The organism is Nostoc sp. C110 (assembly GCF_043099725.1).
Taxonomy (GTDB): domain Bacteria; phylum Cyanobacteriota; class Cyanobacteriia; order Cyanobacteriales; family Nostocaceae; genus Nostoc; species Nostoc muscorum_A.
The window spans coordinates 1521339-1546023 of sequence record NZ_CP171148.1 but is presented as its reverse complement, the minus strand read 5'-3'; the positions used below and the strand labels follow the sequence as shown (position 1 = coordinate 1546023).

Below are 24685 nucleotides of genomic sequence, written 5' to 3'. Positions count from 1 at the left end.
TATGTCCATCATAAAATGTGGGTGCGTTAGGTGAAATACACCACAAGTAGGAACGCACATCTGTGCATCCCTACAAGGTCAATTGAATGATTTACGTACCTTCCCGCAATTTATCCAACACACTTCTATCTTCTAATGTTGAAGTATCACCAGATACCTCTTGCCCAGCAGCTAGATTCCGCAATAAGCGCCGCATAATTTTACCCGATCGCGTTTTGGGCAAAGCGTCAGTAAAGCGAATTTCTCCCGGACGTGCGATCGCACCAATTTCTTTGACGACGTGCAGTTTGAGTTCTTTAATGAGTTCCTCACTTCCCTGATAAGTCCCTTCTAAAGTCACAAAAGCAACGACTTCTTCACCTTTGAGTTCATCTGGCTTACCCACTACCGCCGCTTCTGCAACGGCTGGATGAGAAACTAAGGCTGATTCTACTTCCATTGTACCAAGGCGATGCCCTGATACATTCAGTACGTCATCTACACGACCCATGACCCAGAAGTAGCCATCTTCATCTTGTCTAGCCCCATCACCTGCAAAGTAAGTATAGTTACCATCTTGGGGTGGAATATGTTCCCAATAAGTGCGGCGGAAGCGTTCTGGATCGCCGTAGACTGTCCGCATCATTCCTGGCCACGGATGGCGTACCGCCAGATAACCGCCTTCATTATTGGGTACGGTGTTTCCTTCTAAATCCACGACATCTGCAATAATTCCAGGGAAGGGAAGAGTTGCAGAACCTGGTTTTGTGGGGATTGCTCCTGGTAGCGGTGTAATCATGATACCGCCTGTTTCCGTTTGCCACCAAGTATCAACAATTGGACAGCGATGGCCACCAATTACTTTTTGATACCACATCCAAGCTTCTGGGTTAATGGGTTCGCCAACGGTTCCTAGCAAACGCAACGAAGACAAGTTTCGCGCGTTGGGATGGTGTTCGCCCATTTTAATAAATGCCCGAATTGCCGTAGGTGCAGTATAAAAAATATTAACGCCGTATTTTTCAATTACATCCCAGAAACAGCCAGGATTAGAAGCACGAGGCGCACCTTCATACATCACCGTCGTTGCACCGTTGGAAAGTGGGCCGTAGACAATGTAACTGTGTCCCGTAATCCAGCCTACATCTGCGGTACACCAGTATACATCCGTATCTTGGAGGTCGAATATCCACTTGGTGGTGATGTGAGTATACAGATTATAACCAGCAGTTGTATGCACTACACCCTTCGGTTTGCCGGTGCTACCAGAAGTGTAGAGGACAAACAGCATATCTTCGCTGTCCATCGGTTCGGCGGGACAATCTGCTGATACTCCTTTTTGTAAATCATGCCACCAATGATCGCGTCCGCCTAACTGCATATAAGTTTCTTGTCCGGTGCGCTTGACAACGAGGACATTTTCAACACTAGGAACAGCACCATCAGCTAAAGCTTTATCTACCTGTTCTTTGAGAGGAACGATCGCATCTTTGCGCCAACCACCATCAGCCGTGATTACCAATTTAGCTGTAGCATCAATTAAGCGATCGCGCAAAGCTTCGGCACTAAAACCACCAAATACCACACTGTGGGGTGCGCCAATTCGGGCACAGGCTAACATTGCGATCGCAGCTTCGGGAATCATCGGCATATAGATTCCAACGCGATCGCCTTTTTGTACACCCAATTGCTTCAATACATTGGCGAACTGGCAAACTTCCCGGTGCAGTTGGGCGTAAGTTAGGGTACGCGAATCACCTGGTTCTCCTTCCCAAATCAATGCTGCTTTATTTTTGCGCCAAGTAGTGAGATGTCTGTCAAGGCAATTGTAAGAAATATTCATCTTACCGCCAACGAACCACTTAGCAAAAGGCGGTTGCCAATCTAGCACCGTGTCCCATTTTTGGAACCATTCTAATTCTGTTCCAGCCAAATCTGCCCAAAATTGCTGTGGATCGGCTTTGGCTTTTTCATAGAGACGCTTGTAGTCATCCAAGCTTTTAATATGGGCGTTCTGCGAGAATTCACTAGGAGGATGGAAGAGGCGGTTCTCTTGGAGGATTGATTCGATATTTGGTTCAGACATGGTTAGTTATGAGTGCGATCGCTATTATTACTAAAAACTATTCTTAGCCCAGTTGTGCTAGACGGTGTTTAGATTTTCGTTAAGCTAGGTAAAAATTGCCGAGTTATTTAGTTTACATTCATTTTCATCTACCAAAACCGAGCGTTCGAGAAATGTAAAGACGTTACATTGCAGTCTATCTACCGCGAATGTTGCAAAATATAAGTAGTCTTGACAAACAACGCCTGAAACTATGACGCTCACCGTCGAAGCTAGCAGCTTATCTCTCAATGATGTTCATCGCTTTCTTAAACTAGAAAAGCTTTCAAATGGTTCATTTACAGATTTCTTAAGGCTAGAACCACTCTCTGACTTTGAACAGCAGGATTTATTACGAATCAGAGACGACTTTGATCGTTATTTAAGTGCAGGTAAAATTTCTGAAGGTTTGGTTAAATTTATAACGATCGCGCCACTAATGCGGTTAGCAGGGTTTTATGATGTGCCGATTCGGTTGACAATGGAAGATAGCATTGCGATCACAGTCGAAGATGAAGACAGAAGAATTACCGGACGGATGGATATTTTAGCAATTAACAGTCCTCAAAGTAATATTGCGCCGCCATTTTGGGTTCTAGTGATTGAAACAAAAAACAGTTCGGTCAATGTGATTGAGGGTTTACCTCAATTACTCACTTACGCTTTTAAGAGTTTAGATCAACAGCCATCAGTTTGGGGTTTGGTAACTAATGGACAGCTTTATCAATTTGTTTATTTGAGACATGACAACCAGTCAACTTATGAGTTAATGCCATTATTAAATTTGAGTCAATCTCCAGATGCAATTGAGTTATTGCAAGTTTTCAAAGCCATCTGTAAGTTACCAGATTTTCAGTAAGTAAATTGGGGAGCGATCGCTAATGTCTGAACCTGCTACCCTAGAATTGATTTCTGATGGTATTTCAGAAGACGAAGTTATTTTTCCTCCTGGTGATATACTGAGTGACAAGCCACGCTCGGAAAGTGACTTACATCGTGACCAAATCGATTTACTGATTCGCATACTTAAATTATGGTGGCGAAAAAGGCAAGATTTCTATGCTTCTGGCAATTTGACGATTTACTACAGTCCTAACCAGAAAACATCAGAATATTTTCGTGGCCCAGACTTTTTTGTAGTTTTGGGAACCCAGAAAAAAGACCGTAAGAGTTGGGTAGTTTGGCAAGAAGACGGCAAATATCCAAACGTGATTGTGGAAATTTTGTCAAGTTCAACGACAGCACTTGATAAAGGGTTAAAAAAACAAGTTTCTCAAGATACCTTCCGTACACCAGATTATTTCTGGTTTGACCCTGTAACAATGGAACTTCAGGGATTTCATTTAGTTGATGACAAGTATCAAGAAATCCAAGTAACTACTGATGGACGTTTGTGGAGTCAGCAGTTAGAACTTTATTTGGGAGTTTATGAAGGTAAATTAAGATTCTTCACTACTGAAAATCAATTAATATTATCATCAGAAGAGTTAGCTGAACAAGAACGTTTACGTGCCCACCAAGCAGAAGAACGTGCCCAAGAGTCAGAAGAACGCGCCCAACAAGCAGAGCAAGAACTCGCTCGATTGCGGGAGGTATTACGCACAAAGGGCATTGACTTAGAGAATATTTGATGACATCAGGAAATTAATTAAGTACACTTTCAAGTTAAGATTTAGTTATTAGTGTGTAAAAAAGCGTTATCTTCTGAAAGTAGGGCCTCGTTTGCAAGCAACAGAGATTAAGGATAAGCTAAAGTCACTTACCCTGCAAGCTTCCTCGGTAGATCATAATTTGGCGAGAAGATTAGATGAAATCAATCGTTGGGTAAAGAATATCAAGCCAGGTTCCCTGACTGCAAAACCGTTTGTCATTGCATTTCTCTTAGAGGTAATTACGGATTCTACCATTTGGCTGATAATTAAATCCTTACCTTCGGAAGAAGAACAGAAAGCAAAGTTTGAGTTAATGACACCGATTGAGAGATATTGGTATGGTTATTTATTTCCTAGATGGATTAATGCAAGTGACTCCAAGTTTTATATTTGGAAACAAAAATTGATGGCAGGCGAATTTAATCAGGTAGATGATGATATCATTAAGTCAATAGCTCAAGATGTTGTAAGTCGAGAAGGTAGTTTTTGGCAGCGTTATATCGCCGACCTCTCTATGGCAACAGACCTAATTGTTAGTAGTCGTAACAATCAACCGCTTTGCATTCAAGTTACTAGTGTCTCTGAAGAACTTAATTACCAAAAGTACCAAGCTTGGCAAAATACACTGCGATCGTGGGAAATAGAGAGAGGATTGTTCTTAAGTTACAATCCCAAGGATACCAATTTTGTCAACCAGTTAGTCAACGTGGCCCTGTATAACAGTGATTACCTTTCTGGTGGCAAATATTTAAAATTTTCGTGAACTTTAAGGAATTTGATATTTCCGGTTTGTGTTCAGCCTACATACTTACTTGCTAATTACAGCTTTTATGGCTAACAAAAGAGAAACTCACTGCAACAATCAAGTGGATACATTTGCTGAAGCTTTAGCAACAGCGCGACAAATGCAGCAGAACTGGCTAACTTACGGAGTTAATTTTGTAAATTTTTACGTTGAAGATGTAGATGGAGACTGGCTAGAAACCTGGGGACATGACGAAATTTTAGGTAATTCTCAATTAGATACTATCAAAGAATTTTTGGTAAGTAATGATAGTGTGGCTCTGAAGGTAAGACAGTATTTAGGAGAGCGATCGCTGTTTGATTTTGCCGTAAACTTAGAAGAATCTTGGAGAATTTCTGAAACCAATAACAGGTTATCTGCTGTAAGACACTTGTTTGCTGGTGAAGAAAATAGTATTGATACAGATGACATCAGGGTATTGGATTTAGCAGATAGTCTGGTGGTAAAGTTGGCAGAGATTTTGTGAAATTTGGAATTATGTTGTAGTAAATTGCTTTCAGAGGCTATTTACATTTGTGATTCATATTAAAGCATTCATAAGAATGTTGGAGCAATTGTTGCAAACATATTCATTGGGCGATTGAAACTAGGACTTACGCATTGACAAAAAACATCAATTATGGGCTTTAATAAATGCCTGCACTAGTGATGTTGTTCAAAATATACTCGCGCACGACTTCTGTAAATAAATTCCTTTGGACTTCATACCAATTGGTAATTGTTTTTTCAGAGCGCATTAGCTCCAATCTGACAAATGCTTGAAGTGAGCAAAATATGTGAGTCTTGATTGCTTGGCTATCTCTAACCATAAATCGACAGATTCCACAGACCTGTTTGATTGCTCGATGAAATGTTTCAATTTTCCAATGGGTATCATGAATTGTGATAAATTCACTCCTCGATATTTGTTGCAGCCTATCCTCATCAGGTAAATATAAAATATAGTGTCTAGAGTCTTCTTTTTTAAAGACTTTCCTAAACAACTTAATAAATCCAAATTCTTTTAGATGAGTTCTTAAACCTTCATCTGGAATCTCTAGAGTGCTTACCTGGCTAGTATTTACCTACTTCATTCGAGACAGTTCTTGTCGCGCAGTGCAACGCACCATATTTAAGCTTTTTCTAATGAGGTGTACTTCCCGCTTGCAACCTGACTTTGAATGAACTGCTCAAGCTCGGTCGTTAAAGAAATATTTATAACCTATAACCATATTTTTCATCAGCTAATTCTAGATGCGAACTGACAGCAGTCCATTGCGATCGCCTCCGGCGGGCGGGTACGCCATCGCACCAAGTCAGATGTTAAAACTTCAGATGTATTGACTTATACGCAAGTTACCCCACTCGCTCTGCCCTCGCATCGATCCAACCCCCTTCAAAATGCACCACAAGCACGTTAAGCTGGATTAAAGTGACAATTTATTGCGCTTTTTAATATATAAATCTCTGTTCTTGTCAAATTTTAATTTTTTCTGCTTGAGAAACCCGGAATGCTAGACCGAATTTTTGATTACCTCGACTTTCATTTCAGCCTTGAAGCCCTTATAGTTCTGCTGATCCTGGTGCTTTTAGAGGCGCTGTTATCTGCCGACAATGCGATCGCTCTGGCTGCGATCGCAAAAGGGTTGGAAGACAAGGAACTTGAGCGTAAAGCCCTCAACTTTGGTTTAGTCGTTGCTTATGTACTGCGAATCAGCCTGATTCTGACTGCCACTTGGGTGCAAAAATTCTGGCAATTTGAATTATTGGGCGCTGCTTATCTGCTGTGGTTGGTATTTCAACACTTTACCTCGGAAGAATCTAAGGACGATCACCATCACGGGCCGCGTTTTAATTCATTGTTGCAAGCGATACCTGTGATTGCATTTACAGATTTGGCATTTTCTTTGGATAGCGTGACAACTGCGATCGCAGTTTCTCAAGAAAAATGGCTAGTGCTGACGGGTGCAACAATTGGGATTATTACGCTGCGATTTATGGCGGGATTGTTTATCCGTTGGCTAGACGAATACGAAAACCTAGAAGATGCAGGCTATGTAACTGTAGCGTTCGTAGGCTTGCGCCTGTTGTTGAAAGTGGTAAACGATAATTTAGTTCCACCAGAATGGATCATGATTACTGCCATCTTCCTGATTTTAGGCTGGGGATTTTCCAAGCGTGTTAGCACTGAAGTGCCCCAATTAGAACCAGAAAAGAGCGAAGTATCTAAATAAAAAGAGCAGGGGGGTAGGGAGCAGGGGACAAGGGGACAAGGGGACAAGAGGTGAGAACTTGAAACAAGTCTTTCCCCTTGTCCCCAATTCTCCTTGTCCCCAAGTCCTCTTCCCAATTCCCAATCCCCAATGCCCAATTCCCCACTCCCTAATGTTTTACTCGTGCAACCAAGGGGTTATGTGTGGTTGCCAATTGACTAATTCTTCATCTTTAAACCATAGGGCTATTTCCTGTTGTGCGGTTTCTGGAGCATCAGAACCGTGAATCAAGTTTCGACCAATATTGATGCCAAAATCACCGCGAATTGTTCCCGGTTCAGATGTTAAGGGGTTCGTGGCACCAATAATCTTTCTGGCAGATGCAACGACACCATCACCTTCCCATACCATCGCTACCACTGGGCTAGAAGTGATAAATTCGACTAGACTACCAAAAAAGGGACGTTCCCGGTGAACACCATAGTGTTGTTCAGCCAATTCTTTACTGACTTTCAGGAACTTTAAACCAACTAGGGTAAAACCTTTAGTTTCAAAGCGACGGATAATTTCCCCCACTAATCCTCGTTGTACTCCGTCAGGCTTAATTGCTAAGAATGTACGTTCCATTGCGATCTCCCAAAGCTTAATAAAGTTTTTATCTTGTCAATTGTCATTTGTCCTTTGTCTTAAGTCTAAGGATTTTGCACTAATGACCAATGACCAATGACCAATGACCAATGACTAATGACCAATGACTCTTGACCAATCAGAGTTTATCTTAGAAATTATCCTTGGGTACATATACGTTCCCAAATGAATGCGTTAAATTGTTAAGTCGTGGGCGAAAAACAGAGGTTAGGAAGAAATGGGTGTTGAGTCAACTGCTACATCTGACGAGGTGGTACCAGTACCGTCCAATGGACAAAAATCTGAAGTGAAAAATCATAAGCAAAAGAAACTTTTACCACCTAGTACTACCACAGGAAGTTTACCTCGCTCCTGGAAAATTGAGGATAGCGAAGAATTATACCGTATTGAAGGTTGGGGACAACCCTATTTTTCCATTAGCGCTGCTGGTCACGTCACCGTTTCACCCAAAGGCGATCGCGGTGGTTCTCTAGACTTGTTTGAATTGGTTAACTCCATGAAACAGCGCAACTTGGGACTTCCGATGTTGATTCGCTTTTCCGATATTTTGGAAGACCGGATTGAACGGTTGAATGCTTGTTTTGCCAAAGCGATCGCCCGCTACAACTACCCTGGCGTATACCGGGGTGTGTTTCCTGTCAAATGCAACCAAGAGCGGCATTTGATTGAAGATTTAGTCAAGTTTGGCAAACCCCATCAATTTGGCTTAGAAGCTGGTTCCAAACCAGAATTAATGATTGCCCTGGCTGTCTTAGATACACCAGGAGCGTTGCTAGTTTGCAACGGCTACAAAGACCGAGAATACATCGAAACAGCAATGTTAGCCCAAAGATTAGGGCAAACACCAATCATCGTTTTAGAACAGATTGAAGAGGTTGATTTGGTGATTGATGCCAATCGCCAGTTAGGTATTAAACCGATTTTGGGAGTTCGGGCTAAACTCAGTACCCAAGGTATGGGACGTTGGGGAGCCTCTAGTGGCGATCGCGCTAAATTTGGTTTGACAATGCCTGAAGTCATTGAGGCTGTTGATAAGTTACGGGAAGCTAACCTGCTCGATTCTTTGCAATTGATGCACTTCCACATCGGCTCACAAATCTCTGCCATCAATGTAATTAAAGATGCCATCCAAGAAGCCAGCCGCATTTATGTGGAATTGGCGATGCTGGGGGCAGATATGAAATACCTTGATGTCGGTGGCGGCTTGGGCGTAGATTATGATGGCTCCCAAACCAACTTCTATGCGTCGAAAAATTACAACATGCAGAACTATGCCAACGACATCGTGGCAGAGTTAAAAGATACCTGTGCAGAGCGCCAAATTACCGTACCAACACTGATTAGCGAAAGTGGACGTGCGATCGCTTCCCATCAGTCGGTGCTGATTTTTGATGTTCTCAGTACTAGTGATGTCCCTCTCGATTCACCAGAACCTCCACAAGAGGGAGAATCCCCAATCATTAATTATCTTTGGGAAAGTTACCAATCTATCAACCAAGAGAATTACCAAGAGTTGTATCACGATGCGGCACAATTCAAAGAAGAGGCCATCAGTCGCTTCAACTTAGGAATTTTACGCCTCAGAGAACGAGCCAAAGCCGAACGGCTATACTGGGCTTGTTGTCAGAAAATTCTTAACATCACTAGACAGCAAGAATACGTACCCGATGAACTAGAAGACCTTGAGAAAATCATGGCTTCCATCTACTACGTTAATATGTCAGTGTTTCAATCAGCGCCAGATTGCTGGGCGATCGACCAGCTATTCCCCATCATGCCAATCCACCGTTTGGATGAAGAACCAATCCGGCGAGGAATTTTAGCAGACCTAACCTGCGATAGTGATGGTAAAATAGACCGCTTTATTGACCTGCGCGATGTCAAATCGGTTTTAGAACTACACACCTACAAGCCCGGAGAACCCTATTATTTAGGGATGTTCTTGAATGGAGCCTACCAAGAAATCATGGGCAATTTGCACAACCTATTTGGCGATACTAATGCTGTTCACATCCAATTAACGCCCAAAGGCTACCAGATTGAACACGTTGTCAAAGGTGACACCATGAGCGAAGTAGTCAGCTACGTTCAGTATGACTCCGAAGATATGGTGGAAAACATTCGCCAGCGTTGTGAGAAAGCATTAGAAGAAAAGCGTATCACCCTAGCAGAATCTCAGCGATTACTGCAAACCTACGAGCAGAGTCTCAGAAGATACACGTATCTGAATAGTTAGTTAGGAATGGGAATTGGGGATTGGGGATTGGGGATTGGGAATTGGGTATGGCTCAAGAATCAATAAATAGTTCTTTTTCCCCTGCTCCCCCTGCCCCCTGCCCCCTTGCTTCTTCCCCATTCCCCATTCCCTAATTCGCGTTTGTCCCCAGCAATTCCTCTATCGCTTGTCGCTCAACAGGGGTATGAGATGGTGGTATTTGGCGAGCATCGGTAATTAGCCAATCTAAAGCAGCCGCTTGGACATCTATAGCGGCCCCGGTTTTATCTACACAATAACGTCCAAACACTAGCTTATCTACTAACCTGACTCCTGGCCCCAGGCGCGACCATTCAAAAATCACGCTATTTTCTACTGTTGCGCCACTACATATCCAACAATTGGGGCCAATCATCGCTGGGCCGACAATTTTCGCTCCGTCTTCTATTCTCGTCATCCCGCCGATGTAAACTGGGCCTGTGATATCCACTTTGTCCCAATTTACAGCGACATTTAAGCCAGTATAAATACCAGGGGCGACTTCATGACCGGGGATTTGCACATTTTTGATTTCACCCAGCAGTACCCCGCGAATCGCTCGCCAATAGTCTGGGACTTTACCAATATCTACCCATTCAAAATCCATAGGGATGGCGTAGAAGGGAGCTTTGATTTCCACTAATTTGGGGAACAATTGGCTACCAATGTCATATTCCACATCAGAGGGAATATAGTTAAAAACCTCTGGTTCAAAGATGTAAATACCTGTGTTGATGTTGGTGCTGAGGGCTTCTTCAGTTGAAGGTTTTTCTTGGAAAGCTTTAACACGCCCCTCTTCATCAGTGACTACCACACCGTAGCTCGAAACTTCTTCTTGGGGAACAGATTTTGTAATAATAGTAGCGATCGCCCCTTTAGCTCTATGCCATTTAACCGCCTCAGTTAAATCTAGGTCAATCAAAGCATCACCGCACAACACCACAAAGGTATCATCAAAAAACGGTGAGAAGTCTTGAATGCGGCGCATCCCTCCAGCAGAACCGATTGCTTCCCCTACCAGTTTACCGTCATCATCAATTTTGCCTTCAAAGGAATAGGCAATCTGCACCCCAAACCGTTGACCATCACGGAAATAGTTTTCTATTTCCTCAGCCAAATGACTGACATTGACCATAATTTGGTCAAATCCATGTTGGCGTAACAGTTCCAGCAAGAACTCCATCACTGGCTTTTGCAGGATGGGAATCATTGGTTTAGGAATTGTATAGGTAATCGGACGCACGCGAGTACCCTTGCCAGCCGCGAGAATCATCGCTTTCATAAAAATTTATTCCTCAACCACAAGCCAGTTTACTTTCATCGAGTGATACTTAATCATCAGTTTTATTTCTGCTCTAAGTCATCCCCAAAACAGGGATAACAGGAATTTAGTGGTTATTGCAACCATCTATATACTTAGATGACAAGCGATCGCTTATCTTTTCAATTTACTCGGATTTTGAGACTGAATCAAAAATCTGTAAATTATCTGTAAGGCTACTTTTCGCTTTTTTAGTTCATCGACTGCTCAAAAGGTTTACTGGTCTTAGGTGAATCTGTAAGTAGCCGAATTTTAATCTCATGGTAAAACTCCTCTTGAAATAGCTCTACTTTCGATTGAGCCGAAAGTAGTAGTAGCGCCCAGAAAACGCTAACTAAATTACTGTGTTTAGACTCATGTCCAGACCGATTTTGGTTGAGAAGCTTTGTCTGAGTCCACAATTCTACAAGTTGTTCTAAATTCAACCAATTTTGTTCTGAATTTAGCTCTCTTGCCGATAAAGTCAACACTTGTTCGAGTTCTCCAGCTACTTCTGTCAGATTTTCTTGGTGAGCTAACTCCAGCGCCTCCCGCATACTTTGGACGCTAGGTAAACGTCTGGGACGAATAGGTTTGCTGACTTTTTCTACTAGTTTTAGCTGGTTTGCCATAATCTGCAATTGCTTGATTAACTCTTGCAGAGTCACCCGGCGCTTTGGTGGTGGCATTGCCGATGGACGACGACGCAATTGCCGTTCTAATGGTAGACGATGACCATGATGTGATATTCCGTCTTCATCTTCCAGTATCGCATCATCTAATACACCATCCTGGATATCACCTACTGTTGACAATTGCATCAATGTATTAGCTTTGAATAATACCAGCATTGATGCTGATAAAAATGCCTGTCCAGATTGAGACAAATCCGCTTCATAGCCTCTTCCTATTGACTCCGGTGCCATCAGTTCTAAGTAACGGTCAATCACCTCAATTACTTGGACATCCCAAGGGTCAATTTCTCCCTGTTCAGCTTGGTAAATCAGGAGTGTGATTGTTTCTAATAGCTCGGAAGCTTCCATCAACGGGTTCTAAGTTAATTAATTAAGAATCGAAACACTGTAAATTCAACAGTAAATTCATTGACTCTTGGCAAAGCGTCTACTTAATAGATTCGCTTATGCTTCTTTTAATCAGGAATTGCCTGCTGCCAGTATCCTCTGAAATTTGTAATCAATCACCATTGTGAATTGTGAGATCGGAATGTGCAACTTTTGATATTGGGAATTGAGAAGAGGACAAGGGGACAAGAAGAATTGGGGACAAGGGGAAAGACTTGTTTCAAGTTCTCACCTATTGTCCCCTTGTCCCCTTGTCCCCCTTGTCCCCCTTGCCCTCTGCCCCCTGCCCTCCTGCCCCTTCCCCTGTCAATCTGGGGGTGGGTCACGAGCAATGGTGACAGTTGAGACGAAATTACTCGGTTTGCCGCTCTTGATCGCATCGAAAGTGCCTTTAATAGTACCAGCAATGGGAACAGCAACAAGCGTTCCTAACAGCCCAGCAATCTCAAATCCCATCAAAATAGCTACAAAAATCCAAATAGGATTCAGCCCGATAAAGTTGCCGAGTAATCTGGGAGCTAACAAGTTATCTTTAAGCTGTTGCATAAGAATTGCCGCGATCGCAACTTGAACTGCTAACCACCAATTTTGCAGTAGTACTAAAATCGTCACTAGACCAATGCCAAGGGATGCCCCAATAAAGGGAATGAGTTCTGAAATCCCAATTAATATGGCAAACAACAGGGCAAAGGGAACCTTCATGACTAAGAAAATTGGTGTCAGGGTTAGCATCATGAATAGCCCTAGCAACAACTGACTAAGGAAGAAGTTCTGGAAATTTAGGCGTAAGGATGCGGTAAGAGGCTCTCCAATATTAGAAGGCAAAAGATTCACCAGACCATACCAGACGCGATCGCCATATAAAAGCATATAAAATGCCAGCACAATGACTAACACTACGTCAAATAAGCCTGATAAGAGTGTCCCAGCAAATCCCACTGCCCCAGAAGCTAGTTGTTGCACCAGATTCTGAATGTTGGCATTGATTTGACTGCTTACAACCCTGAGATCAATTGGCAAACGTCTTTGTTTTGCCAGCATCTCAAATTGTTCTAAGTTTGCCTGACTAGCGCCTAACCAATCAGGGATCTTATTTAACAGTTGGATTGTTTGGTCAATGATTAACGGTACTAGGGTGACACCTAGAATCCCAAACAGGGTTAATGTTGCTAGTAATACTATGATTACTGCCTGAGTGCGCGTGATTCGGGCACGTTCAAAGAACTTAACTGGGTAATTTAGTAAAAAAGCTAAAATTGCCCCAATGCTCAAGACGGTAATGGGATGCTGGAAGTATCGAAAAAGCACGGACAGTAGCCAGACATTAAGAGCGATAATTGGACCGCTCAGACCATAAATTAACAGGCGTTGAAGGGAGGCCGAACGGCGCATTTTATGCAACCTATCTTAAGATATTCCTGAAAGAATTTGTAAAATTCTTGATGACACTGATTATCATCATAGATATTTTTAACAAAGATATGTATAAGTGTATCTGATAGCAAGGAAGTAAATCAAAATGGACAAAACCGTAGCTGACCTCCGCAAAGACTACACCTTGGAAGGTTTAAGCGAAATTGAGGTAGACCTCAATCCTTTTATCCAATTTAAAAAATGGTTCGATCAGGCTTTAGCAGGTCAACTCCCCGAACCCAATGCAATGACTCTTGCTACCGTCACGCCCGACGGTAAGCCCTCAGCCAGAATGGTGCTACTGAAAGATTTCGATGAACGGGGCTTTGCTTTCTTCACCAACTACAACAGCCGCAAAGGACAAGAACTGGCAGAAAATCCACTGGCGGCTTTAGTCTTTTGGTGGGCAGAACTAGAACGTCAAGTTCGGATTTGTGGGTATGTAGAAAAAGTTTCTGAAACTGAATCCGACCAGTATTTTGATACCCGCCCTCCTAACAGTCGCCTGGGTGCGTGGGTATCTAATCAAAGCGAGGTGATAGAAAGTCGAGAAGTTTTAGAGCGACGTATGCAGGAGTTTTATAGCAAATATGAAAATCAAGAGATCCCCCGACCGCCTCATTGGGGAGGTTTACGAGTGATCCCTACAGAAATTGAGTTTTGGCAAGGACGCTCTAGTCGCTTACATGATCGCTTGCTCTATAGCCGTTTAGATAATGGCACTTGGAAAATTGATCGGTTATCACCGTGAAGAAGAGGCAGGGGGCAGGGGGCAGGAGGCAGGGGGCAAGGGGGACAAGGGGAAAGACTTGTTTCAAGTTCTCACCTCTTGTCCCCTTGTCCCCTTGTCCCCAAGTCCTCTTCCCAATTCCCAATTCCATACATTACCACTGAGCGATCGCGTCTTGAATTGCTGCCCGTGCTTCTGATAGAGATTGGGTACGGGCATCACCCTCATTCAGCCTGTTAGCATTAATAAATTGAATATCTGTAAGCCCAATAAAGCCGAAAATCGCCCGCAGGTATGGTTCTTGGAAGTCATAAGCAGCGAAAGGAGATGTCCCGCTAAAGTCACCGCCGCGAGCTGTAATGATAATCGCCTTTTTACCCTCGACTAAGCCTCTAAAGCCTTGAGCTTCTACAGCAAAAGTCCGGTTAGCGCGAACGATTTGGTCGATGTAAGCCTTAAAAGTGGAAGGGATATTCAGGTTATACATTGGCACTCCAAAGACGTAGCGATCGGCTGCCAAAAACTCATCAATCAATTCGTCAGAAATCCTGATTGCCTCAGTTAATTCTGGGGTATGGGTTTCTGGTGGTGAAAATGCTGCCGCAATCCAAGCTTCATCAACGTGAGGAACTGGGTGACGGCCTAAATCTCTATAGGCGATCACATCTTCAGGATGTGCTGCTCTCCAAGCACTGACGAATTCTTTAGATAGTTCTCGTGAGTGCGATCGTTCAGCACGGGGGCTGGAATCAATATGTAGAATGTTTACCACCAAATATCTCCTGATTAGCTAGGATTTACTGCTTTGACTTTTTTTGAGTCTCTATTTCAAAGCATTACATCAGATACTAAAAGTAACTAGTTACTAAAGTAAAGTAGTTACCATAAAGTAACTATTGGAAAATTTTGGCGAATTTATCGATGTCTGTCTCTAAAAATTCTGATGCTTGCCCAATCAGCATTCTGATGTCTTTACTATCAGGCCCTTGGACAATGTATATACTGTGGGTGTTGTGTAATAGTGGGCCTACTCGCTTTGTTGCATTGAAGCACTTAGTCGAGGGCATCTCTACCAAGGTTTTAACAGAAAGACTGAGGATGCTTGAGGCAGCAGAGATTATTTATCGCCAATATGAACCAACTGTTCCACCACAAGTAACTTACGGTCTGACAGAACGGGGTAAGGAACTCATTGAAATCCTTCATCAACTCAATGTACTTGCTGAACGCTGGTATGGCAGCGAACAACGGGAAGAGGGAATGGGGAATGGGTAATGCCCAATTCCCAATGCCCAATTCCCAATTCCCAATTCCCTCAAAATGATGAATAGTCTACTGTTCCTGCGTAGCTGCTGCTTTGGGAAGCAACTGAATTCTGGGATCTGGCATGAAATTGTATCTTAAGTACAATCCTCCCCAGACAAATAGGATAATTAACAACGCACCAATACCAAGGGGACTAGGAAGCCAGAAAACCGCTTCTATGTGGTTGAGTTGGCCAGGCTGGAGTTTCCACACTAGTTGATTGCCATTTTTTTCTGGCTCAATGGCAGTTTCAGTTAGTTGAATGTTTTTGGCTCCCCAAGGAGTTTTCAAGCTAAATTCCAAGTCGAGAATTGAACCAGCATTAGCGAGAACATTACCCTTGCTAGCAATTAGAGCAAGCGATCGCAAATCCAAATCATAAATCAACCGATTTCGGACTAAAAGTAAAAAATAATTCTGCTCCAAGAGGACGTTTGATTCAATCTTTGGCAGTTCTGAGTCAGATTTGCTCTGCACAGCCTCAGAGGATTGATTTGTACGGGAATTAAAAAATTCGTTGAACTTCTCTTGCAATTCGCTACCACTACTAAAAGGAATTGTAACGATGATTTCTTCTTGGGAAACTCGCTGCGTTTTACCTTCTAGTTGACGGGCGCGGCGTTCTATGCTGTTCAACCATTCGTATACAGAATCGCCACTAAAGCTGGTTAGCCGCTCTCCCAACTTAATATGCTGTACGAATTCACCACTATTTGAATTATCAAAGTTAAGCCCTACATCGTATTTAACACAGCCAGTCAGTAACAGGGATGTTAACAGCACTAGCCACAATATAGGATTTCGCCTCGGAAAGACGCGGTTCATTCGATTTCGACCATTCAGTGTCAATACAAAACTAAATGGTCTAATTAACCACAACAAAATCTTTCCGAAAATTGAAGAAGTTGAAACCATAAATCTCCCCAAAAGTCAACATAGTATCAGCCAGGGGTTCCTGAAAAATTCAACCAAACCAAGTACGAGATGGTTAAACCAATGGCAATTAGCGCCACCCAGATAAAGCGATTATCTCTGGTATTGACCTGGCTGAGGTCAACAAATTCTGGCTCTGTAGGTTTTGGCTTCTGCGGCACAGAAGATTTAGTCGGTTTAGCAGCTATAGAAATTTTGAGTTCATTGTCTTGTAGTGTATCCAAATCCGGGATTTGGGTCATCCATTCACTAGGTCTTTTCAGCTTTGGTGCTTTTAAGATGTAAACCATCTGTCGCGCTTGTTTGCTGATTTCAATATAGGGATGGCGTTTGAGCCTTTCGCAAAGGGCGATCGCCTCATCCGTGCGTCCAGCCGCTTCATAAGCTGTCACCAGACAAATTTCTACTTCACCCCCAAAGCGAGAATTACGAGCTAACAGGGCGCTGGCCTTTTCTAAATTTTCTACAGCTTCGCGGTATCGCCCATTTTCAAAGGCAATTTTCCCAGTCTGATAGAAGGTTTTAGCAATTTCTAAACTTTCTGCACTCACGTCTTATACAAAAATTAGCACTATTTTAATTTTGCCAACACCAGCAATCTTTTTGGAATCTTTTCAAAGGCTGACAATCTGAAGTGGATAAATTTCTAAAATTTTAACTAAGTAGCTGCGACTATTTTCTAATTAAAAACTCTGGTATCAAATGCAGGTGAGCAAAATATAGAGAGGCAGGGGGCAGGGGAGGCAGGGGACAAGAAGTGAGAGAGAACTTGAAACAAGTCTTTCCCCTTGTCCCCAATTCTCCTTGTCCCCTTGTCCTCTTCTCAATTCCCAATGCCCAATCCCCCATGCCCCATAAGTAAGCATCAAGAGGTAAATTGCGAACCCAAAATCATCGTCCCAATCCCAACATCAGTAAAGATTTCTAGTAATAGGGCGTGGGGAATGCGACCATCGATGATGTGCGCGGCACGAACTCCTTGAGCAAGCGATCGCACACAACAATTAACTTTGGGAATCATCCCACCGGTAACTATCCCATTGACAATTAACTCGCGGGCTTCGCGGATATCTACTTTTGGAATCAAGGTAGATTGGTCTTTGTAATCTTTTAAAATTCCACTGGTGTCAGTCAGTAAAATTAACTTTTCTGCCCCTAGTGCCGCAGCGATTTCTCCAGCTACAGTATCGGCGTTAATATTATAAGCTTGCCCTGTCTCGTCTGCGGCGACGCTAGACACTACCGGAATATAGCCATTGCTAGCGAGGGTGTCCAAAATTTTGATATTAACATTGCTGACTTCCCCCACAAAACCGATGTCTTCTTGACCTTGGGGACGGGCTGTAAATAGATTACCGTCTTTACCGCAAAGTCCTACAGCCAATCCACCAGCTTGGTTAATTAGCGCGACAATTTCTTTGTTAACTCGACCAACTAAAACCATTTCCACCACATCCATTGTGGCAGCATCAGTGACTCGTAGACCATTCTTAAATTGTGGTTCGATTCCCAGCTTATCTAACCAACTGTTAATTTCTGGGCCACCGCCATGTACTACTATTGGACGCAAGCCCACGCAAGATAAAAATACAATATCGCGGATAACTTTGTCTTTGAGTGCGCTATCTTTCATTGCTGCGCCACCATATTTGACAACAACAGTGCGACCGGCAAATTGTTGAATATAAGGTAGTGCTTCGCTTAGTACACGTACACGAGTGGCTTCAGTTTGCCTGATGTATTCAGAATCGTTGTCCGTCATGAGGAGCCTAACAGAGAGAGTTAAAACCTATTTCAGTCAGTGTAGAAGACTTTGTAACTCGTCACAATCTCTGATGCCAAAGTTGAGTATGTTTGTACTGATCAGTCATAGCTGTTTAGTTCATCTCAGAAATGTGAAAATCTATAAAAGAAGGACTAGCAACCAAAATCGAAAATTATCAGGAAAAATAATATGGATACACCGATTCTCGATCGGCTAATTGAAGAATTAAAAGTGATGCCTGAAGACTTGCAATATCGAGTGCTGGAGTTTGCCCGAACTTTAGTAGGTTCGCAAATTCATGGTGTTCCAGGTAAACAATTATTAAATTTTGGAGGTACAATATCACCAAACGATATTCAGTTGATGCGGGAAGCAATTGAACAAGGTTGCGAACAGGTAGATATAGATGAGTGGTAGATACCTGCTTGACACTAATATTAGTATTGCTTTATTTGCAAATGATATCGCAGTAAATAATCAGCTAGTAAATGCAGAAGAAATTTTTATTCCCAGTGTTGCTATTGGTGAATTATTTTACGGTGCTAGAAAATCAGGGCGATCGCAAGGAAATTTAGAACGTATTGAGGAATTTATTGCCAGAAATACGGTCATGGGATGTGATGTAGGAACTGCCCGTGAATATGGTGAAGTTAAGAATAGATTGCGCCTCAAAGGTCGTCCATTACCCGAAAATGATATTTGGATTGCAGCTATAGCAATTCAGTATAATTTAATTCTCGTTACGCGAGATGCTCATTTTCAAAAGGTTGAAAACCTGCAAACAGTAGCTTGGTGAATACGTCTTGTACACAAGTAGCTTCAGCTTGCCTGACTATTCAGAATCGTTGACCGTCATGAGGAGCCTAACAGAGAGAGTTAAAATCTATGCGGTCAGTGTAGAAGACTTTGTAACTTGTCACAATCTCTGATGCCAAAGTTGAGTATGTTTGTACTAATCAGCCATAGCTGTTTGGTTCTGTTACGAGTTCACCATCTGGCATAACGGTATTGTAGAAATAAGCCCCATACTTTTCCGCGCCGCGCCAGTTAACTTCCAATAAATTAGCATTTTCGAGATTGACGCTCTCCATACGAGTAACTCTCAAATCAGCACCACGTAAATCAGCACCGCTCAGATTAGCATCTCTTAAATCAGCACACCATAACTTAGTTTTACAGAGGATCGCCCCACTCAAATCAGTACCACTGAGATTAATGCCAGACAAGTCAACTTCGCTTAAGACTGCACCACTGAGATCGACTCCTGAAAAATCATTTTCCCCAGCATCTAAACAACTGAAAAACTCTTCAATATCCATTGAATTCTTTGGTGACACAGCAGTAAAACTTCAAGCTCTAGAATCAATCCCATAAATATGATGGATGAGGCAGGCTAGATCAAGATGGTGCTTTAACGAAGTAATGTACCCTACAAATTAACTATTCCCTCATTACCCGACACAACAAACAAGCGATCGCTACTTCAAACCTCTAGAATTGAAATCATTCGGCTGAAGCTAGGGAATGAAAATGACCACGCTGCTAATTCAAACTGAAAGCACACCTCTAACGGTAAATTTACCCTCGTTGGTGCAGATGACAAATGAGCAGTTCTATGAATTCTGCCAAGCCAATGGAGATTTGCGAATCGAGCGCACTGCTAATGGGGAAGTCATCATTATGCCACCAGCTTTTTCAGATACGGGCAACCGTAACTTTAACATTGCTGCACAGCTTGGGTATTGGACAGAACAAGATGGCAGTGGCATAGGCTTTGACTCCAGTGCAGGTTTTACACTACCCAATGGAGCGATGCGTTCCCCTGATGCTTCTTGGATTGAACTGGAGCGTTGGAATGCTTTAACAGATGCACAAAAAGCTTCATTTGCGCCAATTTGTCCTGATTTTGTAATTGAACTACGTTCCTCTAGCGATCGCCTGATCAAATTACAAGAGAAAATGCAGGAGTACATCGATAACGGTGCATCACTAGGTTGGTTAATCGATCGGCAGAATCGAAAAGTCTACATTTACCGTCCGAATCGAGAAGTTGAAATTTTAGAAAATCCCGAAGCAGTTAGTGGTAATCCAGAATTACCCGAGTTTATCCTACGGATGACCAAAATTTGGTAACTTGAGTCTTCTTAATGAGAAGCTTGGGGTTTGAGAACGTTAGGAATTACCTCAATTATTCTGTTGGCAATGTCTTCGGGTGTTTCTCCCTCTTGGACGGTGATGTGCAAATCGGCTTGAGAGTAAAGTGGTGTTCGTTGTTCGAGGAGCGATCGCAATTTACCCTTGAGGTCAGCATCTTGCAAGAGTGGTCTAGTGGTATCCTCAGCTAAACGGCTGTAAATGAGTTCAACTGGCACATCTAGCCACACTATCAAACCGTGGTGCAAGTAACCCCAGTTTTCTCGCCGTAATACAATGCCCCCACCGGTTGCTATAGTCAATTTTGTAAAAGCACAAACTTGTGAAAGTACATCACTTTCTATTTGGCGAAACCCTGCTTCACCTTCTTCTGCAAATAACTGATTGATAGATTTATCTGTTGCTTTGGCAATGACACCATCAAGATCCAAAAACCCATAACCCAGATGTTTTGCTAGTAAGGGCCCTACTGTCGTCTTACCAACGCCCATCATGCCAATTAAGTACAGGTTAACTCCTTGTAATAAACTGCTCACCAGTCACTTCGCTCCAATTATGAGTTGTCACCGTTCGCCTTTGGCATCTACCCTTGGAAGGAGATTTGAGCCAGGTATTCCTTAGATCAAACTTCTCGCTGAGTCACAGTTTCCAATTATAAACCCATTGACTGATACATTTTTGCTTCTCTCCCCAGTATTAGCAGCAATTTTTGGGTTTCAATATAGAACGTAAGATATTGCAAAAAGTAGAAACAGCTAGTTTAAATCCCTAATAGGGATTTTGATGAATTGCAATTTGATGCCTTGACTAATGAGGCGAATACATAAACTGTTTCAATCCCTAATAGGGATTTTGATAAATTGCAATATCAGCCTGCATCCGTCCTCAGTGAATATCAACTAAGTTTCAATCCCTAATAGGGATTTTGATAAATTGCAATGGCGAGAGCCTGAAGCCCAAGCTATATTTAGTTTTCAAGGTGCGGTTGCGCGGTTCAAGAGCAATCATAGCATTAGAGAATTCGTTTGGAAAGAGTGCCGGGACAGATTGAAAGCTGAAACCCATTTCTAGCAGGCATTTCAGAGATTGCGCGGATGAGAATAAGGTGATTAGTGAGGTGAAATGCTTGCTGGTGTTGAGATAGAAGCACTTTTTGGTGACTGTGGAATTTGTACACCTACCCTTCCGCGCATTTGACATACAGGAACCTAACGAAAAGGTGACTCAACAAAGAAAAACTGACTTAAAACCCTATAATACTGTTCGCCGCAATTCTGGAAAAACCTTAGACACCTTATTCAACACATAATCACCATAAGTTCCGCGAAAATCATGAATGTTAGCGTTATCCCAGCGATCGCTTATATTGTCATTCGCTACTATATTATCTAATTCAATTGGCTTCACTTCTACATCGAAATTGGGATCGAAAAAGAAGGGGAATGAAAGGCGGTGATTTGGGGACTGGTTTTGTACACGATGAGGTGTAGAACGATAGAAACCTCCCGTCATTTTGTCTAGCATATCGCCGATGTTACAGACAAAGGAACCGGGAATGGGAGGCGCAGCAACCCAACCTGATTTGGATTTAACTTGTAATCCGCCTGAGTCGTCCTGTTTGAGAATGGTTAAAACACCATAATCAGTATGTTCGCCAACGCCCCATATCGGATTACCATCTGACGGTGATAAATTAGGGGGATAGTTAAAGATGCGAAACAACACTAAAGGATCTGAAGTATAACGGTCAGCAAAGTAAGATTCTTCTAATCCCAAACTTAGGGCTATACCAGTCATGAGAATGTGTCCCAAGTTTGTCATCGCTTCCATATATTCAAGCACTGTTTCGGCAAATTGGGGAATGTTGGCGGGGAAGAGGTTTGAACCATGCATAGGAGTACCAGCTTGCACTAGTGGGTGTTCGTCTGGGAGTTCAGCACCAAAGTAAATACCTTCTTTCAAGTCGGGTTTACCGGATGTCAGTTCGCCACCAACGGGGAAATAACCTCGCCATGCAATACCTGCCAAAGCCATACGAATTTTAAGTTTAGTTTCCAAATCCTGGGCGAAAAACTGGCGGCTGAGTTCTTCGAGTCGCTGCTGCAAATTTTCGTCTACACCATGTCCGATAATATAGAAAAAACCCGATTCTCGACACGCTTGCTGAATCTGAGATGCGACGGAATAGAGATTTCCTGTTCCAGAAACTAAGGCGCTAATATCAATAATCGGGAGAGATGAAAACTCTTTCTCCACAACTTGCAAGTTTTTCATGTTCAGCTTGGCAATATATATTCTTGGTTCCAGACTATTTGCCTATTCACATCAGTAATCTGATTATTGTAGAGACGGCGATTCATCGCGTCTTTATGATGATTTATCGCACCATCAAAAAACCTTAACCGAGCCGTATTGAGAGCAGTGATATAGTTTAATTATTTAAAATCGCTGACCTGTAGTAACTTCAAATCTAACTTCTCCTTGGTCGCTAATTCCTAAGTCGCCTCGAATTAACCCAAAAGGTGAGTTCAAGCGCAATCCTAACCCGTAACCAAAGCCGCTTCCAGGTTTGTCTCGTAGGACTCCTGGTTCTCCTAACACGGTTTCGCTAGACCCGAAATCTGAGGCGAAGTCAGTAAAGACAACTCCACCTATTGACTGGAAAATTGGGAAACGATATTCTACGGAAGCTAAACCATAACTCCGACCACTGGCAACTTTACCATAACCGTAACCTCTGACAGAATCTATTCCACCAATATTAAAAGCATCGGCTGGTAGGAAGTCTCCAATAGTTGTACCAATTTGTAAATTAATCGCCAACATTTCTGGATTGTCGGTTGGTTTACCATTACCTATCCAACTAACTGGGAAATACTGAATATAGTCTCCCCGTAAGCGGTTGCTGGAAATATTGCCCAGTCCAATGGGAATCGCTTGTTCTGTGCTAAAGGTGAGGATTGAGCCTTGAGTCGGATTGTCTCGGCGATCGCGTTGATCTCTCGATACAGCAAATGATACTGTAAATAGGTCATCAATTCCAGTACCGCTCACAGATAGAGGACTCCCTAATCTATCGACCTGGACAACGTTATATTCTCCATCGCGTAGGCTAATTCTGGTATAGTTGAGAGCCACAGATGTATCCCACTCATCAAAAGCTCGTAAAAGCGCTACAGAACCACCAAATCTTCCTTCTCGCACTTTGTCACCGTTAGCCAATCTGATATCTTCGTTGAAGGTTCCTGATGTATTGCGATTACGAAAACCTCTAATGCTATAGCCTAAGCGGTTTGGTTCTTCTGAACGATAACGACTAGTGAATTGACCATCAAATTGGACATCTTTAGTGCTAAACTGCAAAACTGTATCTAATTTATCGTTCAAACCGCTAACATTTTCATCTTTATAACCCACCCGACCGTATAGCCCAACGTCATCATTATTACCGCCTCCTAAGATGAGAGAAGGGAAGCTACGCTCTTTGATTACGTAAAGGATATTAACACTAGAAGCATCTTCTTTAGGGTAGACATTGACTTGATTAAATGACTCTAATCTCCTCAATCTTTGCAAGTCTGCTTGAAGTAAATCTTTACTAAATACTTGACCTGGTTTGAGTCTCAGCAAACCAATGACAAAATCTTTCTGAGTTCGCCCTCTGATTGGCAGACCTCTGCTATTAAGAAAACGAATCTGGATATCTTTGACAACTTTTTGGGAAATTTCCAGCGTCTGGCTATCTCCTAAACTAACTCCTATATAATCACCATATTTGGCATACTCTCCCTCTATCTGGATCGTAGCTTCTGGTGTCACAATCCCACTAGCCCCATCTTGAGTAGATGGTTGCAAGTCTGCAAGGGCCTGTGGATTTTTACCACCCACTAACATTACTGCGATCGCAACTACAGTTATTTGAACTCGCATATTGAAAATCCGTTAGTGTTATTAAGTTTACAGCATAGAGCGGATCTCTTGTGCGTAAGTTCTATATTAACCTTGTTATTGGGTATCCCAAAATCCGGTTGCTTGTTTCCTCAGTACTCAGTATAAGCTGTCAGACTGTTTTCAAATTGCGATGACCTCCAACGGGCGGTTACGCCATCACTCAATGCCAAAAGAGGGTACAGTCTCAATACGGTTCAGTTAAAGGGAAAAGGTTTTGAATACATCCTTTACTCCTTACCCGCAACCCCATCCCCCAGCCTACAAGGAAAGTAAAAAATGCTTATCCAAACCGTATTGGGCACAGTCAGGGAAATAAAACCTCTTTCCGAAAACTATGACGGAGAAATACTCAGGTTTTAAGCTCGTTTTTAGCTTTTTTGTAGATAATTAGAGTTGGTAATTATCTGGTAAATCCACC

24 protein-coding genes and 1 pseudogene are annotated in these 24685 nt (G+C 42.6%); 11 read left to right on the top strand and 14 right to left on the bottom strand.

What is annotated here, in order from left to right:
- Positions 1-91 precede the first annotated feature (91 nt).
- Complete coding sequence (gene acs, locus ACFFRD_RS12250) at positions 92-2065, bottom strand: acetate--CoA ligase (RefSeq protein WP_392481739.1); 1974 nt, start codon at positions 2063-2065, stop codon at positions 92-94.
- Between the two features lie 232 nt (positions 2066-2297).
- Here acs and ACFFRD_RS12245 point away from each other — a divergent pair, with 232 nt between their 5' ends.
- The 4 genes from ACFFRD_RS12245 to ACFFRD_RS12230 all read left to right on the top strand — a co-directional run bounded on the left by ACFFRD_RS12245 (position 2298) and on the right by ACFFRD_RS12230 (position 5006).
- Positions 2298-2942: a restriction endonuclease subunit R gene (locus tag ACFFRD_RS12245; protein ID WP_190962080.1), complete on the top strand. Its 645-nt coding sequence runs from the start codon at positions 2298-2300 to the stop codon at positions 2940-2942.
- Positions 2943-2964: 22 nt separating this feature from the next.
- Positions 2965-3714 (top strand): Uma2 family endonuclease, encoded by a 750-nt coding sequence (locus ACFFRD_RS12240; protein ID WP_392481737.1) that lies wholly within the window; start codon positions 2965-2967, stop codon positions 3712-3714.
- Between the two features lie 91 nt (positions 3715-3805).
- The gene (locus ACFFRD_RS12235) at positions 3806-4498 is read left to right on the top strand and encodes a hypothetical protein (RefSeq protein WP_179072837.1); all 693 of its coding nucleotides are present in this window, start codon (positions 3806-3808) and stop codon (positions 4496-4498) included.
- Positions 4499-4565: 67 nt separating this feature from the next.
- The gene (locus ACFFRD_RS12230) at positions 4566-5006 is read left to right on the top strand and encodes a hypothetical protein (protein WP_179072836.1); all 441 of its coding nucleotides are present in this window, start codon (positions 4566-4568) and stop codon (positions 5004-5006) included.
- Between the two features lie 160 nt (positions 5007-5166).
- Here ACFFRD_RS12230 and ACFFRD_RS12225 read toward each other — a convergent pair.
- Positions 5167-5626 (bottom strand): annotated as a pseudogene (locus ACFFRD_RS12225) (IS701 family transposase); the annotation flags it as partial.
- Between the two features lie 404 nt (positions 5627-6030).
- On the opposite strand from ACFFRD_RS12225, the gene ACFFRD_RS12220 reads away from it, so the two are divergent.
- Positions 6031-6753, top strand: a complete 723-nt coding sequence (locus ACFFRD_RS12220; protein WP_392481735.1) for a TerC family protein — start codon at positions 6031-6033, stop codon at positions 6751-6753.
- Between the two features lie 156 nt (positions 6754-6909).
- Here ACFFRD_RS12220 and ndk read toward each other — a convergent pair whose 3' ends face one another.
- Complete coding sequence (gene ndk / locus ACFFRD_RS12215; protein WP_012412496.1) at positions 6910-7359, bottom strand: nucleoside-diphosphate kinase; 450 nt, start codon at positions 7357-7359, stop codon at positions 6910-6912.
- 238 nt (positions 7360-7597) lie between these two features.
- Between ndk and speA the strand changes: the two genes are divergently transcribed.
- On the top strand, positions 7598-9616 hold the full coding sequence (gene speA / locus ACFFRD_RS12210; RefSeq protein ID WP_012412497.1) for a biosynthetic arginine decarboxylase: 2019 nt from the start codon (positions 7598-7600) through the stop codon (positions 9614-9616).
- A gap of 130 nt (positions 9617-9746) precedes the next feature.
- Here speA and ACFFRD_RS12205 read toward each other — a convergent pair whose 3' ends face one another.
- From ACFFRD_RS12205 to ACFFRD_RS12195, 3 genes are all read right to left on the bottom strand, one after another.
- The gene (locus ACFFRD_RS12205) at positions 9747-10916 is read right to left on the bottom strand and encodes a sugar phosphate nucleotidyltransferase (RefSeq protein ID WP_163930880.1); all 1170 of its coding nucleotides are present in this window, start codon (positions 10914-10916) and stop codon (positions 9747-9749) included.
- A gap of 230 nt (positions 10917-11146) precedes the next feature.
- Entirely contained in the window at positions 11147-11977 is an 831-nt protein-coding gene (locus ACFFRD_RS12200; protein WP_392481732.1) for a segregation/condensation protein A, read from the bottom strand.
- 345 nt (positions 11978-12322) lie between these two features.
- Positions 12323-13408 (bottom strand): AI-2E family transporter, encoded by a 1086-nt coding sequence (locus ACFFRD_RS12195; protein WP_179072834.1) that lies wholly within the window; start codon positions 13406-13408, stop codon positions 12323-12325.
- Positions 13409-13535: 127 nt separating this feature from the next.
- Between ACFFRD_RS12195 and pdxH the strand changes: the two genes are divergently transcribed.
- On the top strand, positions 13536-14180 hold the full coding sequence (gene pdxH / locus ACFFRD_RS12190) for a pyridoxamine 5'-phosphate oxidase (RefSeq protein ID WP_392481729.1): 645 nt from the start codon (positions 13536-13538) through the stop codon (positions 14178-14180).
- A 133-nt stretch (positions 14181-14313) separates the two neighbouring features.
- On the opposite strand, the gene ACFFRD_RS12185 is transcribed toward pdxH, so the two are convergent.
- A complete protein-coding gene (locus ACFFRD_RS12185; protein ID WP_392481727.1) occupies positions 14314-14931 on the bottom strand; it encodes an FMN-dependent NADH-azoreductase in 618 nt (205 codons plus the stop codon).
- A 149-nt stretch (positions 14932-15080) separates the two neighbouring features.
- On the opposite strand from ACFFRD_RS12185, the gene ACFFRD_RS12180 reads away from it, so the two are divergent.
- Complete coding sequence (locus ACFFRD_RS12180) at positions 15081-15434, top strand: winged helix-turn-helix transcriptional regulator (RefSeq protein ID WP_392481725.1); 354 nt, start codon at positions 15081-15083, stop codon at positions 15432-15434.
- Positions 15435-15491: 57 nt separating this feature from the next.
- Here ACFFRD_RS12180 and ACFFRD_RS12175 read toward each other — a convergent pair whose 3' ends face one another.
- The 3 genes from ACFFRD_RS12175 to argB all read right to left on the bottom strand — a co-directional run bounded on the left by ACFFRD_RS12175 (position 15492) and on the right by argB (position 18159).
- Complete coding sequence (locus tag ACFFRD_RS12175; protein WP_392481723.1) at positions 15492-16379, bottom strand: DUF3153 domain-containing protein; 888 nt, start codon at positions 16377-16379, stop codon at positions 15492-15494.
- Between the two features lie 26 nt (positions 16380-16405).
- Complete coding sequence (locus ACFFRD_RS12170) at positions 16406-16948, bottom strand: hypothetical protein (protein WP_392481720.1); 543 nt, start codon at positions 16946-16948, stop codon at positions 16406-16408.
- A 314-nt stretch (positions 16949-17262) separates the two neighbouring features.
- Positions 17263-18159 carry an acetylglutamate kinase gene (argB, locus tag ACFFRD_RS12165; RefSeq protein WP_179072829.1) on the bottom strand — a complete coding sequence of 299 codons (897 nt, stop codon included), beginning with the start codon at positions 18157-18159 and terminating at the stop codon, positions 17263-17265.
- A 192-nt stretch (positions 18160-18351) separates the two neighbouring features.
- Here argB and ACFFRD_RS12160 point away from each other — a divergent pair, with 192 nt between their 5' ends.
- Positions 18352-18579 (top strand): hypothetical protein, encoded by a 228-nt coding sequence (locus tag ACFFRD_RS12160; protein ID WP_392481717.1) that lies wholly within the window; start codon positions 18352-18354, stop codon positions 18577-18579.
- Positions 18569-18958 carry a type II toxin-antitoxin system VapC family toxin gene (locus tag ACFFRD_RS12155; RefSeq protein WP_392481715.1) on the top strand — a complete coding sequence of 130 codons (390 nt, stop codon included), beginning with the start codon at positions 18569-18571 and terminating at the stop codon, positions 18956-18958. Before ACFFRD_RS12160 ends, ACFFRD_RS12155 begins: the two co-directional genes overlap by 11 nt.
- Positions 18959-19118: 160 nt before the next feature.
- Here ACFFRD_RS12155 and ACFFRD_RS12150 read toward each other — a convergent pair whose 3' ends face one another.
- Positions 19119-19481, bottom strand: a complete 363-nt coding sequence (locus tag ACFFRD_RS12150) for a pentapeptide repeat-containing protein (protein WP_392481713.1) — start codon at positions 19479-19481, stop codon at positions 19119-19121.
- Between the two features lie 211 nt (positions 19482-19692).
- On the opposite strand from ACFFRD_RS12150, the gene ACFFRD_RS12145 reads away from it, so the two are divergent.
- Positions 19693-20295, top strand: a complete 603-nt coding sequence (locus ACFFRD_RS12145; RefSeq protein ID WP_392481711.1) for a Uma2 family endonuclease — start codon at positions 19693-19695, stop codon at positions 20293-20295.
- Positions 20296-20306: 11 nt separating this feature from the next.
- On the opposite strand, the gene ACFFRD_RS12140 is transcribed toward ACFFRD_RS12145, so the two are convergent.
- From ACFFRD_RS12140 to ACFFRD_RS12130, 3 genes are all read right to left on the bottom strand, one after another.
- On the bottom strand, positions 20307-20852 hold the full coding sequence (locus ACFFRD_RS12140; RefSeq protein WP_392481709.1) for a shikimate kinase: 546 nt from the start codon (positions 20850-20852) through the stop codon (positions 20307-20309).
- Positions 20853-21567: 715 nt separating this feature from the next.
- Positions 21568-22590, bottom strand: coding sequence for an isopenicillin N synthase family dioxygenase (locus ACFFRD_RS12135; RefSeq protein ID WP_392481707.1), 1023 nt, complete (start codon positions 22588-22590; stop codon positions 21568-21570).
- A 165-nt stretch (positions 22591-22755) separates the two neighbouring features.
- Positions 22756-24246: a BamA/TamA family outer membrane protein gene (locus ACFFRD_RS12130; RefSeq protein WP_392481705.1), complete on the bottom strand. Its 1491-nt coding sequence runs from the start codon at positions 24244-24246 to the stop codon at positions 22756-22758.
- Positions 24247-24685 lie beyond the last annotated feature (439 nt).

Bases quoted from the DNA above. Each gene is read 5' to 3' on its own strand.
- ACFFRD_RS12195 (WP_179072834.1), bottom strand. From the start codon at position 13,408: ATGCGCCGTTCGGCCTCCCTTCAACGCCTGTTAATTTATGGTCTGAGC.
- ACFFRD_RS12230 (WP_179072836.1), top strand. From the start codon at position 4,566: ATGGCTAACAAAAGAGAAACTCACTGCAACAATCAAGTGGATACATTT.
- acs (WP_392481739.1), bottom strand. From the start codon at position 2,065: ATGTCTGAACCAAATATCGAATCAATCCTCCAAGAGAACCGCCTCTTC.
- ACFFRD_RS12175 (WP_392481723.1), bottom strand. From the start codon at position 16,379: ATGGTTTCAACTTCTTCAATTTTCGGAAAGATTTTGTTGTGGTTAATT.
- argB (WP_179072829.1), bottom strand. From the start codon at position 18,159: ATGACGGACAACGATTCTGAATACATCAGGCAAACTGAAGCCACTCGT.
- ACFFRD_RS12145 (WP_392481711.1), top strand. From the start codon at position 19,693: ATGACCACGCTGCTAATTCAAACTGAAAGCACACCTCTAACGGTAAAT.
- ACFFRD_RS12155 (WP_392481715.1), top strand. From the start codon at position 18,569: ATGAGTGGTAGATACCTGCTTGACACTAATATTAGTATTGCTTTATTT.
- ACFFRD_RS12205 (WP_163930880.1), bottom strand. From the start codon at position 10,916: ATGAAAGCGATGATTCTCGCGGCTGGCAAGGGTACTCGCGTGCGTCCG.
- ACFFRD_RS12245 (WP_190962080.1), top strand. From the start codon at position 2,298: ATGACGCTCACCGTCGAAGCTAGCAGCTTATCTCTCAATGATGTTCAT.
- ACFFRD_RS12220 (WP_392481735.1), top strand. From the start codon at position 6,031: ATGCTAGACCGAATTTTTGATTACCTCGACTTTCATTTCAGCCTTGAA.
- speA (WP_012412497.1), top strand. From the start codon at position 7,598: ATGGGTGTTGAGTCAACTGCTACATCTGACGAGGTGGTACCAGTACCG.
- pdxH (WP_392481729.1), top strand. From the start codon at position 13,536: ATGGACAAAACCGTAGCTGACCTCCGCAAAGACTACACCTTGGAAGGT.
- ACFFRD_RS12160 (WP_392481717.1), top strand. From the start codon at position 18,352: ATGGATACACCGATTCTCGATCGGCTAATTGAAGAATTAAAAGTGATG.
- ACFFRD_RS12135 (WP_392481707.1), bottom strand. From the start codon at position 22,590: ATGAAAAACTTGCAAGTTGTGGAGAAAGAGTTTTCATCTCTCCCGATT.
- ACFFRD_RS12130 (WP_392481705.1), bottom strand. From the start codon at position 24,246: ATGCGAGTTCAAATAACTGTAGTTGCGATCGCAGTAATGTTAGTGGGT.
- ACFFRD_RS12240 (WP_392481737.1), top strand. From the start codon at position 2,965: ATGTCTGAACCTGCTACCCTAGAATTGATTTCTGATGGTATTTCAGAA.
- ACFFRD_RS12180 (WP_392481725.1), top strand. From the start codon at position 15,081: ATGTCTGTCTCTAAAAATTCTGATGCTTGCCCAATCAGCATTCTGATG.
- ACFFRD_RS12200 (WP_392481732.1), bottom strand. From the start codon at position 11,977: ATGGAAGCTTCCGAGCTATTAGAAACAATCACACTCCTGATTTACCAA.
- ACFFRD_RS12150 (WP_392481713.1), bottom strand. From the start codon at position 19,481: ATGGATATTGAAGAGTTTTTCAGTTGTTTAGATGCTGGGGAAAATGAT.
- ndk (WP_012412496.1), bottom strand. From the start codon at position 7,359: ATGGAACGTACATTCTTAGCAATTAAGCCTGACGGAGTACAACGAGGA.